This is a genomic window from Mesorhizobium sp. WSM4313, assembly GCF_002294725.1.
Lineage (GTDB): Bacteria > Pseudomonadota > Alphaproteobacteria > Rhizobiales > Rhizobiaceae > Mesorhizobium.
This window is the reverse complement of the sequence record NZ_NSFT01000004.1, coordinates 100843-115034: the sequence shown is the minus strand read 5'-3', so window position 1 is coordinate 115034 and position 14192 is coordinate 100843. Positions and strand designations below refer to the sequence as shown.

Sequence of the window (14192 nt, the reverse complement as noted above, 5' to 3'; positions counted from 1 at the left end):
TCAACCGACCCATCAGCCCGCCTGCGGCAACAGGGACATGTCGTGGGGATCAAGCCGCCAGCGCGTCCTCCGGCGGCTTCTTGGCGCCGGTCATCAGCGCCACCGCATCCGACATGGAAATCTGCTTAGGATCGACGACGCAGAGACGCCTTCCAAGCCGGTGGATGTGGATGCGGTCCGCCACCTCGAAGACATGCGGCATGTTGTGCGAGATCAAAACGATCGGCAGGCCGCGCTTCTTGACGTCCAGGATCAGCTCAAGCACGCGGCGGCTTTCCTTCACGCCAAGGGCGGCCGTCGGCTCGTCCATGATCACCACTTTCGAGCCGAAGGCGGCAGCACGCGCCACCGCCACGCCCTGGCGCTGGCCGCCCGAAAGCGTCTCCACCGCCTGGCTGATGTTCTGGATGGTCATCAGGCCGAGCTCCGTGAGCTTGTCGCGAGCACGCTTCTCCATCGCCGGACGGTCGAGCATGCGCAGCCAACTGCCAAGCGGACCTGGCTTGCGGATCTCGCGGCCGAGAAACATGTTGTCGGCGATCGACAGCGCCGGCGACAGGGCGAGGTTCTGGTAGACGGTTTCGATGCCGGCTTCCCGGGCCTCCATCGGCGACTTGAAGGCAACTGGCTTGCCCTCAAGCCGGATTTCGCCTTCGTCGGGCACCGCCGCGCCGGAGATCGCCTTGATCAGCGATGATTTGCCCGCGCCGTTGTCGCCGATGACTGCGAGGATTTCGCCCGGATAGAGGTCGAAATCGGCATTGTCGAGGGCGGTAACGCGGCCATAGCGCTTGATCAGGCCGCGCGCTGTGAGAATGGGCTCCTGGGTCATGACTATGCCGAAACCTTTCTGATCCATTGATCGATCGCCACGGCGCCGATGATCAGCACGCCGGTGAGCAGCACCTTCCATTGCGGATCGGCGCCCAGCATGTTGAGGCCCATCGAGACGACGCCGACGATCATGGCGCCGAACAGCGTGCCGAGGATCGAGCCGCGCCCGCCGAACAGCGAGATGCCGCCGATCACCGTCGCGGTGATGGCCTGCAGATTGTAGTCGGTGACAGCGGCCGACGGCGAGACCGAGCCGTTGCGGCCGATCGAGACCCAAGCCGCGAAAGCGGCGATCAGCCCGGCAAGGGCATAGACCATCATCAGCACCTTCTTGGTCTGAATGCCCGACAGTTTCGCAGCTTCCTGATCGTCGCCGACGGCGTAGACATGGCGGCCCCATGCGGTGTGGTTGAGGACATACCACAGCAGGATCACCAGCAGGACCATGGCAATGACGCCAAGCGTCAGCACGGCAGAGCCGACCCTGAAGCTCACCGCGAACAGATGCAGCAGCGGCGCCTGGACGTCGACGTCGGTGTCGCGGATCGTCTCATTGGCCGAATAGATGAAATTCGTGGCCATGACGATGTTCCAGGTGCCGAGCGTGACGATGAAGGGCGGCAGCTTCATGTAGGCGACCAGGAGGCCATTGAGCAGTCCGCAGGCGCCGCCGGCGGCAAGCCCAATCGCCACGGCGAGTATGGCCGGCATGCCATAGGTCACGGCGCAATTGCCCATGATCACCGCCGAAATCACCATGATGACGCCGATCGAGAGATCGATGCCAGCGGTCAGGATGACCAATGTCTGCGCGGCACCGAGAATGCCGACGATGGCGATCTGCTGCAGGATCAGCGTCAGCGTGTAGGACGAAAAGAAACGTCCGCCGATGGCGATGCCGAAGATGATGACCGACAGAACCAGCACGATCAGCGGCACCGCCGCCGGCGTGGAGTGCAGGAAGTGCTGGGCGCGCTTGACGGCCGATTTGTGCTCGTCGAAGGCGGCGACGCTGGTGTCGCTTCCCGTAAGTACTTTCTCGAATTCCTGTATCTGAGACATATGTCCTCCCGTCTGCATACGGCCTCTCATTGCCGCACACGCCGTCGACGCCTATTCCGGTCTTGTCGCCAGGATTGTCGCGCTTTGACGAAAGCGCATCGTCCACCCGATGCGGCCGGGGATCAAGCCCCCAGCCGCACGGTTCGTGGACCTCTCAGAGCATCAGCCCCAGCACTTGGCCAGGCCTTCCTTGGTGTCGATCGACTTGACGCCATTGGCCGGCTTGTCGGTGACAAGGTTGACGCCGGTGTCGAAGAAGTTCTTGCCTTCGGTCGGCTTGGGCTTGGTGCCGTCCTTGGCGAAGGCGGCGATCGCCTCGATGCCGAGCGCCGCCATCTGCAGCGGATATTGCTGCGAGGTGGCGCCGATGACGCCTTCGGTGACCGACTTCACGCCCGGGCAGCCACCGTCGACCGAGACGATCAGCACCTGCTTCTCGAGGCCGACGGCCTTGAGCGCCTGATAGGCGCCGACAGCGGCCGGCTCGTTGATGGTGTGGATGACGTTGATGGTGTTGTCCTTCTGCAGAAGGTTCTCCATCGCCTTGCGGCCGCCCTCTTCGTTGCCGTTCGTCACGTCATGGCCGACGATGCGCGGATCGGTTTCGTCTCCGATCTTGTTGGGGTCCTTCACGTCGATGCCGTAGCCCATCATGAAGCCCTGGTCGCGCAGGACGTCGACGGTCGGCTGCGAGGGGGTCAGGTCGAGGAAGCCGATCTTGGCGTCCTTGGCCTTGTCGCCGAGCGTAGCGGCGGCCCAGGCGCCGATCAGCTTGCCGGCTTCGAGATTGTCCGTTGCGAAAGTGGCGTCGGCGGCGTCGATCGGATCGAGCGGCGTGTCGAGAGCGATCACCAGCAGGCCGGCGTCACGCGCCTTCTTCACCGTCGGCACGATGCCCTTGGTATCGGAAGCCGTGATCAGGATACCCTTGGCGCCGTCGGCGATGCAGCTTTCGATCGCCGCGACCTGGCTCTCGCTGTCGCCGTCGATCTTGCCGGCATAGGTCTTGAGGTCAACGCCGAGTTCCTTGGCCTTGGCGGTCGCACCCTCCTTCATCTTGACGAAGAAGGGATTGGTGTCGGTCTTGGTGATGAGGCAGGCGCCGACGCCCGCGGCCGACGCGGACGAGGCGAACGCGAGCAGGCCCAGCCCGGCCGCCGCGAATACGGTGGATTTCAGCAGCGATTTCTTGGTCACGATTTCCTCCCAGTGGAACCATTCCGGACGCCAGCCAACCCGGCGCCTCAAACGCATCCAACCATTTCTCCCAGCGTGGACGCCAGATCAAAAGACACCAGTCCGCAACGGCTGTCAATAATTAAATCACTCTTATTTATTATTGACAGCCTTGCGCTGTTCACCCATTCTGAACGAAAAGCATCGAGGGGAACCAGACGGGAGGAAACAGGGTGGAGACCGGCATTGCGAGGCACGGTTCGCCCGAGGCTTTGGAGAGCCGGCTGCACCGCGGCACCAACCAGAGCGGCATGCGCGACCACAATGAGCGGCTCGTGCTGTCCCTGGTGCGCCAGCATGGCAGCCTGGCCAAATCCGACATTGCGCGCATGACCGGGCTGTCGGCCCAGACGGTGTCGGTGATCATGCGCGAGCTCGAGGAAGACAAGCTGCTTGTGCGCCAGGCGCCGCTGCGCGGCAAGATCGGCCAGCCTTCGATTCCGATGGCGCTCAATCCGGAAGGCGCTTTTTTCATCGGCCTCAAGATCGGCAGGCGCTCGGCCGAGCTCGTGCTGATCGACTTCCTCGGCAATGTGCGCGCCATGCTGCAGCATTCCTACCGCTATCCCGCACCGCGCGAGACCGTCGAATTCGTCACCGCCGGCATCAAGACGATGCGCGGCGAACTGACGCCGGCGCAGGACAAGCGCATTGCCGGGCTCGGCATCGCCATGCCGTTCGAGCTATGGAACTGGGCAGATACCGCCGGCGCGCCGCGCGAGATCATGGACGAATGGCGCCATCGCGACATCCGCGCCGACATCCAGGGGCAGTGCGAGTTCCCGGTTTACCTGCAGAACGATGCGACTTCGGCTTGCGGCGCGGAGCTCGTCTTCGGACGAGCGGGCGCAGCGCGCGATTTCGTCTATTTCTACATCGGCGCCTTCGCCGGCGGCGGCATCGTGCTCAATGGCCGCCTCTACAGCGGGCCGAACGGCAACGCCGGCGCGCTGGGCTCGATGCCGGTGCCCGGGCCGGACGGCAAGCCGACGCAGCTCATCGACGTCGCCTCGATCGCAATGCTAGAAAAGGCGCTCTCGGCCAAGGGCATCGACGGCTCCTATCTGTGGACCTCGCCGCAGGAATGGGGCGAGATCGGCGCCGATCTCGACGAGTGGATCGCCAGCGCATCGCGGGCGCTGGCCTATGCCATTGTCGCTGCCTCGTCGGTCATCGATTTCGAAGCGGCGGTTATCGACGGCTGGATGCCGCTCGATGTGCGGCGCCGGCTGGTCGATGCCGTTACGGAAGCGATCGCCCGTGTCGATGCCGAAGGACTGAAACTGCCTGTCGTGCGCGAGGGAACGGTCGGCATTCACGCACGCGCCATGGGCGGCGCCAGCCTGCCGCTCTCCGAGCGCTTCCTGATCGGGCCTCACACGCCCGGAGGCGCCTGACATGCTGATCGGCATCCCGTCGCTGCTCGGGCCCCAGTTCCTGGCGACGCTCAGGGCAATGGGCCATGGCGACGAGATCGCGATCGTCGACGGCAATTATCCGGCCGAGGAACAGGCGCGGCGGCTGATTCGCGCCGACGGCCACCACGTTATAGCCGTCCTCGACGCCGTGCTCAGTGTGCTGCCGGTGGACGAGGCTGTGCCGGAGGCATTGTTTCGTGCCTCGGTGAAGGGCGACCCGGCGCTGGCCGACGCCGTGCATCATGAGATGGAATCGGTTTGCGCCAGGCGTGCGCCGGGCCACAAGGTGGTTGCTCTGGCCGGGCCCGACTTCTATGCACGCGTCAAGGCGGCGCACGCCATCGTTGCGACCAGCGAACCCAGGCTCTTTGCCAACATCATCATTCGCAAGGGCGTGATCCATCCGCCGGAGACCAAGACGACATGATCCTTTGCTGTGGCGAAGCCCTGATCGACATGCTGCCGCGCACCACGACGCAAGGCGAAGCGGCCTTCGCGCCCTATGTCGGCGGCGCGGTGTTCAACTCGGCGATCGCGCTCGGCCGGCTCGGCGCTCCGGCCGGCTTCTTCTCCGGCCTCTCCTCCGACCTGTTCGGCGGCCAGTTCCGCGAGGCGCTCGGCGCAAGCAAGGTGAGCTCCACCTATGCGCACACCTCGCCGCGTCCGACGACACTCGCCTTCGTGCGGCTCACCAACGGCCAGGCGACCTACACCTTTTATGACGAGAACACCGCCGGGCGCATGCTGACCATCGAGGACCTGCCGAAGCTCGGGCCCGAGATCGAGGCGATGCTGTTCGGCGCCATCAGCCTGATCTCCGAGCCGGCGGGATCGGCCTATGAGGAATTCATGCGGCGCGAGCACCGGAGTCGGGTGATGATGCTCGACCCCAACATCCGGCCGAATTTCATCCCCGACAAGGCGAAGCATCTGAGGCGTATCCGCGAGATGATGGCGATGGCCGACATCGTTAAACTGTCCGACGAGGATCTCAAATGGTTCGACGAGGCCGGCTCGCATGAGGATGTGGTGCGCAACTGGCTGGAGCGCGGGCCGAAGCTGATCGTCGTCACCCATGGCAGCGAAGGCGCCGTCGGCTACAGCAAGGCGCACAAGGTCACCGTCATGCCGCAGAAAGTGAAGGTCATCGACACGGTCGGCGCAGGCGACACCTTCAACGCCGGCATTCTGGCCTCCCTGCACGAGCAGGGCCTGCTCACCAAAGCGGCGATCGGCGACCTGCCGGAAGATGCGATCCGGCAGGCGCTGGAGCTCGGCGCCAAGGCGGCGGCGGTGACGGTTTCGCGGGCCGGCGCCAACCCGCCCTGGCGGCACGAAATCGCCTGATCCAGCGTGGGAGCGGACGCGAAACCGCCCTTCGCGGCCGATCACTTTATGTTTCCCACCGGTGGAACGACGCGATGGGAGGGGCCGGAAAACGCCTCTCGCGGCTCGGATTTCGGGGTTTTTAGGCATTGCGCCGGCAAAATCGGCAACAGGCTGCGACACCTGAGCAATTTGCGCCGGCCGCCACCGGCTTTCTCAGCCGGTTCAAGTCTGTTACCAGCGGGCCGGTTTTACAGGCAGTTTCGAGGGCGACATGCAGTTCATCGATCTTGGCGCGCAGCGCGAACGTATCCGCGACCGGCTGAAGGCCGCGATCGACCACGTCGTCGAAGACGGCCGTTATATCCTCGGGCCGCAGGTCACGGAATTCGAGAACAAGCTTGCCGCCTATATCGGCGTCAAGCATGTGGTCGCCTGCGCCAACGGCACCGACGCGCTGCTCCTGCCGCTGTTTGCCGCCGGCATCGGCCCGGGCGATGCCGTGTTCGTGCCGAGCTTCACCTTCGCAGCCACCGCCGAGGTGGTGGCGCTCGCCAAGGCCGAGCCGGTCTTCGTCGACGTCGACCGCGACACCTATAACATCGACATCGCCAGCCTCGAGGCGGCGATCGAGATGATCAAAAAGGAAGGTAGGCTGAAGCCGAAGGCGATCATCCCGGTCGACCTGTTCGGGCTCTCCGCGAACTACGAGGCGATCATGGCGATCGCCAAGCGCGAGAACCTGTTGGTGATCGAGGACGCTGCGCAGTCGATGGGCGGTTCCGCCGACGGCACCATGTGCGGCGCCTTCGGCCATGTCGGCTCGACCAGCTTTTATCCGGCGAAGCCGCTTGGCTGCTACGGCGATGGCGGCGCGATGTTCACCAATGATGCTGCGCTGGCCGACAAGCTGCGTTCCTTCGCCTTCCACGGCAAGGGCGAGACGCAATATGACAATGTCCGCGTCGGCATCAATTCGCGCCTCGACACGCTGCAGGCGGCGATCCTGATTGAAAAGCTCGCCATCCTCGAGGACGAGATGGTGGCCAGGCAAGTGGTCGCGGACCGCTATGCCAAGGGCCTTGGCGACATCGTCAAGGCCTCACGCAATCTCGGCCACGGCCGCTCCGCCTGGGCGCAGTACGCCATCGAGACGCCGAAGCGCGACGGGCTCAAGGCCCATCTCGGCGAAAAGGGCATCCCGTCGGTGATCTATTACGTGAAGCCGCTGCACGAGCAGGTCGCCTACAAGCACTTTCCGCGGACACCGACCGGCCTTGCCGTCTCGGAGGAATTGCCGAAGCAGATTCTCTGCCTGCCGATGCATGCCTATTTGAGCGAAGCCGACCAGGATCGGATTATCGAGACGATCAGGAATTACATCGGCTCGAACTCGGCGCATGTCGCGGCGGCGTAGGCCTGAAAGGCCGGCGCGAGACAGCCTTTAAGCCGATTATGCGCCCTTCCCCGTCGCGATGAAATGCGGGTTGGCGAAATCGCTGTCGCTGGCCTGGTTACGCTTGCCGTAGATCAGCGGCTCGCCGTCTAGTGTCCGCGTCATGCCACCAGCGGCGCGCAGCACTGCGTCGCCGGCGGCCGTGTCCCATTCCATGGTGCGGCCGAAGCGCGGATAGACGTCGGCTTCCGCCGCGGCGAGCAGGCAGAATTTCAATGACGAGCCGATCGAAACGATCTCCGCGGCGCCGAGATCGCGGATGAATTCCTCGGTTTCCGGCGTGTTGTGCGAGCGGCTTGCCACGACCGCGAGCGGCGTGCCCCCTGCCCGCACCGTGATCGGCCGGCGGCCGGCGATGCGATAGTCGGCATCGACCTCCAGCGCCTCGGCCTTGCCGGGTCGCCCGGAGAAAAAGCGTCCCGTGCACGGCGCGAAAACGACGCCGACTTCCGGAACGCCATGGCGGATCAGCGCGATGTTGACGGTGAAATCGGTGCGGCGGTTGACGAATTCCTTGGTGCCGTCGAGCGGATCGATCAGGAAGAAGGCGCCGTCGAGATCGGGCGTTGCAATTCCCGCTGCGACCTCCTCCTCGGCCACGCAGGGGATGTCCGGACAGGCGGCGCGCAGGCCGGCCAGGATGATCTTCTCGCTTTCGCGGTCGGCTTCCGTTACCGGCGAAGAATCGGCCTTGCTGTCGACGGCGCAGCCTTCGTGGAAGACGCGCATCACCACGCGCCCGGCCTCGAGCGCCAGGCGCTCGAAGACGCCGAGCATCGCCTCGTCAGATACCGCCGCCATTGTCATACTGCTCCTCGGCAATGTCGCGCTCGGTCAGCCAGTGTTCCAAGGCTTCCGCCATCTCCTGCGGGCTCCTGCCCAGAGTCTTCAGGTGTATTTCCGGGTTCTCCGGCGCCTCATAGGGGGAATCGACGCCGGTGAAATTCTTGATCTCGCCGCTCAAGGCGCGCGCGTAGAGACCCTTTGGATCGCGGCGGGCGCATTCCTCGAACGGGGTGTCGACGAACACCTCGACGAACTCGCCCTCGGCCATCAGCTCGCGCGCCATGCGCCGTTCGGCGCTGAAGGGCGAGATGAAGGAGACGATGACGATCAAGCCGGCATCGGCCATCAGCTTGGCCACCTCGGCGACGCGGCGGATGTTTTCCACACGATCGGCGTCGGTGAAGCCTAGATCGCGGTTGAGGCCATGGCGGACATTGTCGCCGTCGAGGATGTAGGTGTGGCGGCCGGACGCGAACAGCTTCTTCTCGAACAAATTGGCGATGGTCGACTTGCCTGAGCCGGAGAGCCCGGTGAACCAGAACACGGCCGGGCGCTGGTTCTTCAGGTCGGAGCGGCCGCGCTTGCCGACGTCGAGCGACTGCCAGTGGATGTTTTCGGCACGGCGCAGCGAATGCAGGATCATACCGGCGCCGACGGTGGCGTTGGTGATGCGGTCGATCAGGATGAAAGCGCCGGTGGTGCGATTTTCGGCGAAGGGATCGAAAGCGATCGGCGCGCGCGTCGACAGGTTGCAGACGCCGACCTCGTTGATGTCGAGCGACTTCGCCGCCTCGTGCGCGAAATCGTTGACGTTGACCCGGTATTTCAGGTCAGTGACAGTCGCGCTCACCTGGTCGGTTTCGGTGCGCAGGATGTAGGAGCGGCCAGGCAGCAGCGCCTGCTCGTCGAACCAGACGATGTTGGCGGCGAACTGGTCGGCGACCTGCGGACGCGCGGCCGGCGACACCAGCAAGTTGCCGCGCGATACCTCCACTTCGTCCTCGAGGACGAGCGTGATTGCCTGGCCAGCGACCGCCTGCTCGAGGTCGCCGCCTTGCGCGACGATGCGCTTGACCCGGGACGCCTTGCCGGATTTCGCGACGACGACCTCGTCTCCTTCAGAGACGGTGCCCGAGGCGATGGTGCCGGCAAAGCCGCGGAAATCGAGGTTCGGACGGTTCACATACTGGACGGGGAAGCGAAACGGCAGCTCGACGGCGGCCTCGTCGACAGACACGGTTTCCAGATGCTCGATCAGCGACGGCCCGGAATACCAGGGCGTGCGCTCCGAGCGGCTGGTGACGTTGTCGCCAAAGCGCGCCGACATCGGGATCGGCGCGACGCTCATGAAGCCCAGTTCCTTGGCGAATTCGCCGTAGTCGGCGACGATCCGGTCGAACACCGTCTTGTCGAAGCCGACGAGGTCGATCTTGTTGACCGCAAGCACGATATGCCGGATGCCGAGCAGCGAGGCGATGATGGAGTGACGCCGGGTCTGGCGAAGCACGCCCTGGCGCGCGTCGATCAGCACGATCGCGAGATCGGCGGTAGAGGCGCCCGTCGCCATGTTGCGCGTGTACTGCTCGTGGCCGGGCGTGTCGGCGACGATGAACTTGCGCTTCGGCGTGGCGAAGAAGCGATAGGCGACATCGATGGTGATGCCTTGCTCGCGCTCAGCCTCCAGCCCGTCGACCAGCAGCGCGAAGTCGATGTCGTCGCCGGTGGTGCCGTGCTTGCGCGAATCCTTTTCGAGCGCGGCGAGCTGGTCCTCGAATATCTGCTTGGTGTCGGAGAGCAGCCGGCCGATCAGCGTCGACTTGCCGTCGTCGACCGAGCCGCAGGTGAGGAAGCGCAGCAGCGACTTCTTCTCCTGCGCGGCCATGTAGTCGCGGATCGAATCGGTCGGGGCGAGGCTCTTGGCCATCATGTGGCGCATTATCAGAAATACCCTTCGCGCTTCTTCTTTTCCATGGAGCCGGCCTCGTCGCGGTCGATAAGGCGGCCCTGGCGCTCGGAGGTGCGTGCGGTCAGCATCTCGCCGACGATGGCTTCCAGCGTGTCGGCATCCGACTCGATCGCGCCGGTCAGCGGATAGCAGCCCAGCGTGCGGAAGCGCACCAGGCGGTTCTCGACCGCCTCGCCGGGATGCAGTTGCATGCGGTCGTCATCCTTCATGATGAGCATGCCGTCGCGCTCGACCACCGGCCGCTCTTTGGCGAAATAGAGCGGCACGATCGGGATGTTCTCCTGCAGGATGTACTGCCAGATATCGAGCTCAGTCCAGTTGGACAGCGGAAAGACCCGGATCGATTCGCCCGGCGCGATGCGGGTGTTGAAGATCTTCCACATTTCCGGCCGCTGGTTCTTCGGGTCCCACGCATGCTGGGCGTTGCGGAAGGAAAAGATGCGCTCCTTGGCGCGCGACTTCTCCTCGTCGCGACGGGCGCCGCCGAACGCCGCGTCGAAGCCATATTTGTCGAGCGCCTGGCGCAGCGCCACCGTCTTCATGACATGGGTGTGGGTGTTGGAACCATGGTCGAAGGGATTGATGCCGTCGCGCACGCCGTCCTCGTTGACGTGGACCAAAAGGTCGAAGCCTAGCTTCTGCGCCATCTGATCGCGAAAGGCGATCATCTCGCGGAACTTCCAGGTGGTGTCGACATGCAGGAACGGGAAAGGCGGCTTGGCCGGATAAAAGGCCTTCATCGCCAGATGCATCAGCACGGAAGAATCCTTGCCGACCGAATAGAGCATCACCGGCTTGGAGAAAGACGCCGCGACCTCGCGGAAGATGTGGATGGATTCGGCCTCGAGCCGCTGCAGATGCGTGAGCGCGATATTCATGGAGCGTCGAGCGTTCTCTCGTGCCGTGGAGCGGAAATCTTGCATCGCAGGGGCAATCCGATGCCGCCCAGGCGCAGATTTCACTTCGGACAAACTGTTTCGTGCGGGCGTTCTAACAGATCGGCGCCGCCCATAACAATGCAAGACGCGCACGGCGCGCGGTGATTGGAGAACGAATTTTCCAAGCAAGGCCGGCAAAGCGGAAAATCCTGCCGGAGCCATCGAAAACGCCGAGCGGGGAAAAGCCGTGGTGCCCAGACAGCTCCCCGATCCTCGCCAGACCAGGGGATTTCTGTCGCCACATTGTCGACCGCACTATCGCGGATCGGCGCCAGCCGCTATATGGGCTCGGGGTACGGGCAAGGCGCGGCAAACGGAGACCGGCGAGGCGGCCTTTGGCTGGCTCCATGGATCCGGGCGCAACCTGGAAATTGCGAAGCAAGCATTTGAACCCGTCTACAACGCTCCGGCGCCATCTCACGCCCGCACAGATCAACATCTATTTCTCGATCGTCTGCTTTTTTTCGCCGCCGGTGCTTGGATCGCTGGTCAGCATCGCCTTCAATGCCGGTGGCGTGTGGTCGGCGATGCTGGTGGCCGCGAAGCGGCGACGCTTGAATATCGACCGGCCGATGCTCGCCGTCACGGCGGCGATCTATGCCTATTGCGCGGCGATGGTTCTCGCTTCGATCGTCAACGGCACGCTGGCTGCCGATTTGCGGTTCTTCCTGCCGTTGATCACCTTCCTGCTTTTCCCCCTCTCCTATTCGACGTGGAGCATCACCGAGAAGACCGCGCTGGCACGCATCGCCATTCTGGCCAGCACCGCGGCCTGCTTCGGCGCGCTGGCGATGGCCGTGTTCCAGTCTCACCGGCTCGGTGTGAGGGCGGAGGGCGGTGCCGGCAATCCAATCGTTTTCGCTACCGTCACATGCCTTGCCGCCATGACATGCCTTGCCGGCGCGCTGTCAGGCATCGAGAAACGATGGAAGCTGCTGGTCCTGGCAGCGATAGCCGGAGCGATGGCGATCGTCTATTCGGGATCGCGCATGATCTGGGTGGCGGTGCCGATTGCCGGCATCGTCGTGCTTCTCATCAACCGCCGCCGGTTCACCGGCGCCAGCGTGGCGCGCTTCGTGGCGATCGGCGTCGTGGTCGCCCTTGTGATTGCCGCCATCGGCTCTCGCGTCATCCTGGACCGGGCCGATTTCCTGGTCAGCGACTGGGATGCGCTGAATGCCAATGGCGACCATTCGACCGCGCTCGGCTTGCGCGTAGCGATGTGGGAAATCGGTTTTGCCGCGTTTCGCGAGATGCCGATTTTCGGCCACGGCATCTCGGCAAGCCGGGCGCTGATGAAGCACGGCTTGCAGGACCAGTTCGGCCTACAGCAGGGTTTCAGCCATTTCCACAACGGCTTCCTGACGGCGCTGGTCGAGGCCGGCCTGCTGGGGGCATTGGCCCTGGCGTCGATCTTCGTCGTTGCCGCACGGAACGCGGCACGGATGCTGCGCCGCAGCGCCGATCCGGTGGAGAGGTTCGGCGCGACGATGATCCTGGTCGCCGTCATCACCTATCTCACCGGCGGAATGGCCGGAATCCTGGTCGGCCACGATATCCTCGACGCGACGCTAATGGTGTTCCTGATCTCGGGGACCTACCTCGCTTCCGGACGGACGATAGAACCGACCGGAAAAAGCGCGCCCACCATGGCGCCGGGCCCCAGCCCGCAACCATGAAGGTCCTGGTCACCGGCGCGACGGGCTTCATTGGACGCCGGATCGTCAGCCGGTTGGGCGAGGCCGGATTCGACATACGGATCGCATCGCGCCTGCCGCAGCGGGTTGCAGGCGAGGACGATGCCGTCGCGCTGCCCGGTACCGATGCACCGCAGGAAGCCTTTCTGACCCTTATGCGTGACGTGACGCATGTCGTCCACTGCGCGGCGCTCAATAATGACCGCAGCGCCGGCGCGGCCGACTTGCGAGCCGTCAACGCGACGCTGACCGGACGGCTAGCCCAGGCCGCCGCCACGCGCATCGACGGGCGCTTCGTCTATCTCTCCTCGATTCGCGCCGCGGTGGGCGCAGGTTTCAGCGGCATCATCGACGAGGCCACGCCCCCTGCTCCGCAATGCGCCTACGGGCGCTCCAAGCGCGAAGGCGAGATCGCAATGCTGGAGGCTTTTGCAACGGCCGGACGCGCCGGCGCGACGGCGCTGCGGTTGGCGCCGGTCTATGGCGAAGGCATGAAGGGAAATCTGCGCGGGCTGATGCGGTTGGCCGCCACCGGCCTGCCGCTGCCGACAGCCGCTCTGACGGCGGTTCGTTCGCTCGTCTCGCATGACGCCGTGGCCGGCGCCGTGATGCATCTTTTGAGCCGTCCCACGGCGCCGCTCCCAATTTATGTGCTGGGCGATGCTTCGCCGGTTGCGGTGTCCGAAATCGTTACCGCGTTCCGGCGCGGATATGGCCGGCCAGCCCGGCTTCTTCCCGTGCCGCCCTGGCCGTTCCGAATGCTGGCCACGCTCAGCGGCAGACGGGCCGCTTGGCAAGCTCTGGTGGCGACGCAGGTCTGCGATTCGTCGTTGCTTGCGTCGGAAGGCTGGGAACGGGAGGCCGACACACTCGGCCGGCTTGAAGAACTGGCGCGACAGAGGAGCCGTTCGCCGCTTCCGTGAGCGGTGAACCGCTCTATGTGCGGAAGAACGTGCCCAGCAATATCTTGAGGTCCAGGCCGGTCGAGGCGGCCTTGACGTAGGCCGCATCGGTTTCCGCGCAAAGTCTTGGATCGGACATGTCGATGCCCTTGACCTGCGCCAGCCCTGTGATGCCTGGAAGTGCTGCCAGCACGCCCAGTTCCTTGCGCCGTTCGATCAGTTCCGCCTGCGTCGGCAGGCATGGACGAGGGCCGACAAGGCTCATCTCACCCTTCAGCACGTTCCAGAGCTGCGGCAGCTCGTCGATCTTGGTTGCGCGCAGAACCTTGCCGACCGCGGTGACCGAACCGGACGGCGCCTCGTGGGTGGGCAAGGAAGGGGTTTCCCGATACATGGTGCGCAGCTTGTGGCAGGCGAAGAGGGCTCCTCCCCGGCCGACGCGGATCTGCGAGAAGATGGCGGGGCCGGTCGACGTCGCCCGGATCGCCAGCATCGCGACAAGCAGGACCGGCGACGCCAGCGCCAGCATCGGAACGGCGACCGCCAGGTCGAGCGCGCGCTTTGCCGTCAT

The 14192-nt window shown here is 64.6% G+C and carries 13 protein-coding genes; 6 read left to right on the top strand and 7 right to left on the bottom strand.

The genetic code is table 11. The features are described 5' to 3' along the window. Positions 1-49: 49 nt before the first annotated feature. The 3 genes from CK219_RS11160 to CK219_RS11150 form a co-directional block, all read right to left on the bottom strand. The gene (locus CK219_RS11160; protein WP_176477005.1) at positions 50-832 is read right to left on the bottom strand and encodes an ATP-binding cassette domain-containing protein; all 783 of its coding nucleotides are present in this window, start codon (positions 830-832) and stop codon (positions 50-52) included. A gap of 2 nt (positions 833-834) precedes the next feature. Further along, positions 835-1896 carry an ABC transporter permease gene (locus CK219_RS11155; protein ID WP_095766830.1) on the bottom strand — a complete coding sequence of 354 codons (1062 nt, stop codon included), beginning with the start codon at positions 1894-1896 and terminating at the stop codon, positions 835-837. Between the two features lie 162 nt (positions 1897-2058). Next, positions 2059-3093, bottom strand: a complete 1035-nt coding sequence (locus CK219_RS11150) for a sugar ABC transporter substrate-binding protein (RefSeq protein WP_095767162.1) — start codon at positions 3091-3093, stop codon at positions 2059-2061. A 212-nt stretch (positions 3094-3305) separates the two neighbouring features. On the opposite strand from CK219_RS11150, the gene CK219_RS11145 reads away from it, so the two are divergent. The 4 genes from CK219_RS11145 (at position 3306) to CK219_RS11130 (ending at position 7293) form a co-directional block, all read left to right on the top strand. After that, on the top strand, positions 3306-4529 hold the full coding sequence (locus CK219_RS11145; protein ID WP_095766829.1) for an ROK family transcriptional regulator: 1224 nt from the start codon (positions 3306-3308) through the stop codon (positions 4527-4529). 1 nt (position 4530) lies between these two features. Then, on the top strand, positions 4531-4977 hold the full coding sequence (locus CK219_RS11140; RefSeq protein ID WP_095766828.1) for an RbsD/FucU domain-containing protein: 447 nt from the start codon (positions 4531-4533) through the stop codon (positions 4975-4977). After that, complete coding sequence (locus CK219_RS11135) at positions 4974-5897, top strand: carbohydrate kinase (RefSeq protein WP_095766827.1); 924 nt, start codon at positions 4974-4976, stop codon at positions 5895-5897. Before CK219_RS11140 ends, CK219_RS11135 begins: the two co-directional genes overlap by 4 nt. Positions 5898-6150: 253 nt before the next feature. Next, the gene (locus CK219_RS11130; RefSeq protein WP_095766826.1) at positions 6151-7293 is read left to right on the top strand and encodes a DegT/DnrJ/EryC1/StrS aminotransferase family protein; all 1143 of its coding nucleotides are present in this window, start codon (positions 6151-6153) and stop codon (positions 7291-7293) included. 36 nt (positions 7294-7329) lie between these two features. Here CK219_RS11130 and cysQ read toward each other — a convergent pair whose 3' ends face one another. Genes cysQ through cysD form a run of 3 tightly spaced genes read right to left on the bottom strand, consistent with a single transcriptional unit; the run spans position 7330 to position 10962 of the window. Further along, a complete protein-coding gene (cysQ, locus tag CK219_RS11125) occupies positions 7330-8109 on the bottom strand; it encodes a 3'(2'),5'-bisphosphate nucleotidase CysQ (protein WP_176477004.1) in 780 nt (259 codons plus the stop codon). Positions 8110-8116: 7 nt separating this feature from the next. Then, complete coding sequence (gene cysN / locus CK219_RS11120) at positions 8117-10054, bottom strand: sulfate adenylyltransferase subunit CysN (protein ID WP_176476986.1); 1938 nt, start codon at positions 10052-10054, stop codon at positions 8117-8119. A gap of 2 nt (positions 10055-10056) precedes the next feature. After that, on the bottom strand, positions 10057-10962 hold the full coding sequence (cysD, locus tag CK219_RS11115; RefSeq protein WP_224707448.1) for a sulfate adenylyltransferase subunit CysD: 906 nt from the start codon (positions 10960-10962) through the stop codon (positions 10057-10059). Positions 10963-11408: 446 nt separating this feature from the next. Here cysD and CK219_RS11110 point away from each other — a divergent pair, with 446 nt between their 5' ends. Both CK219_RS11110 and CK219_RS11105 read left to right on the top strand, forming a co-directional pair. Further along, positions 11409-12701 carry an O-antigen ligase gene (locus CK219_RS11110; RefSeq protein ID WP_095767161.1) on the top strand — a complete coding sequence of 431 codons (1293 nt, stop codon included), beginning with the start codon at positions 11409-11411 and terminating at the stop codon, positions 12699-12701. After that, positions 12698-13642 carry an NAD-dependent epimerase/dehydratase family protein gene (locus CK219_RS11105; protein WP_095766822.1) on the top strand — a complete coding sequence of 315 codons (945 nt, stop codon included), beginning with the start codon at positions 12698-12700 and terminating at the stop codon, positions 13640-13642. The genes CK219_RS11110 and CK219_RS11105 overlap by 4 nt, the downstream gene beginning before the upstream one ends. 13 nt (positions 13643-13655) lie before the next feature. Here the strand turns inward: CK219_RS11105 and CK219_RS11100 are convergent, their stop codons facing one another. Next, positions 13656-14192 (bottom strand): sugar transferase, encoded by a 537-nt coding sequence (locus tag CK219_RS11100; protein WP_095766821.1) that lies wholly within the window; start codon positions 14190-14192, stop codon positions 13656-13658.

Bases quoted from the DNA above. Each gene is read 5' to 3' on its own strand.
- cysQ (WP_176477004.1), bottom strand. From the start codon at position 8,109: ATGCTCGGCGTCTTCGAGCGCCTGGCGCTCGAGGCCGGGCGCGTGGTG.
- CK219_RS11130 (WP_095766826.1), top strand. From the start codon at position 6,151: ATGCAGTTCATCGATCTTGGCGCGCAGCGCGAACGTATCCGCGACCGG.
- CK219_RS11155 (WP_095766830.1), bottom strand. From the start codon at position 1,896: ATGTCTCAGATACAGGAATTCGAGAAAGTACTTACGGGAAGCGACACC.
- CK219_RS11100 (WP_095766821.1), bottom strand. From the start codon at position 14,192: ATGACGGCAAAGCGCGCGCTCGACCTGGCGGTCGCCGTTCCGATGCTG.
- CK219_RS11140 (WP_095766828.1), top strand. From the start codon at position 4,531: ATGCTGATCGGCATCCCGTCGCTGCTCGGGCCCCAGTTCCTGGCGACG.
- CK219_RS11160 (WP_176477005.1), bottom strand. From the start codon at position 832: ATGACCCAGGAGCCCATTCTCACAGCGCGCGGCCTGATCAAGCGCTAT.
- CK219_RS11135 (WP_095766827.1), top strand. From the start codon at position 4,974: ATGATCCTTTGCTGTGGCGAAGCCCTGATCGACATGCTGCCGCGCACC.
- cysN (WP_176476986.1), bottom strand. From the start codon at position 10,054: ATGCGCCACATGATGGCCAAGAGCCTCGCCCCGACCGATTCGATCCGC.
- CK219_RS11105 (WP_095766822.1), top strand. From the start codon at position 12,698: ATGAAGGTCCTGGTCACCGGCGCGACGGGCTTCATTGGACGCCGGATC.
- cysD (WP_224707448.1), bottom strand. From the start codon at position 10,962: ATGAATATCGCGCTCACGCATCTGCAGCGGCTCGAGGCCGAATCCATC.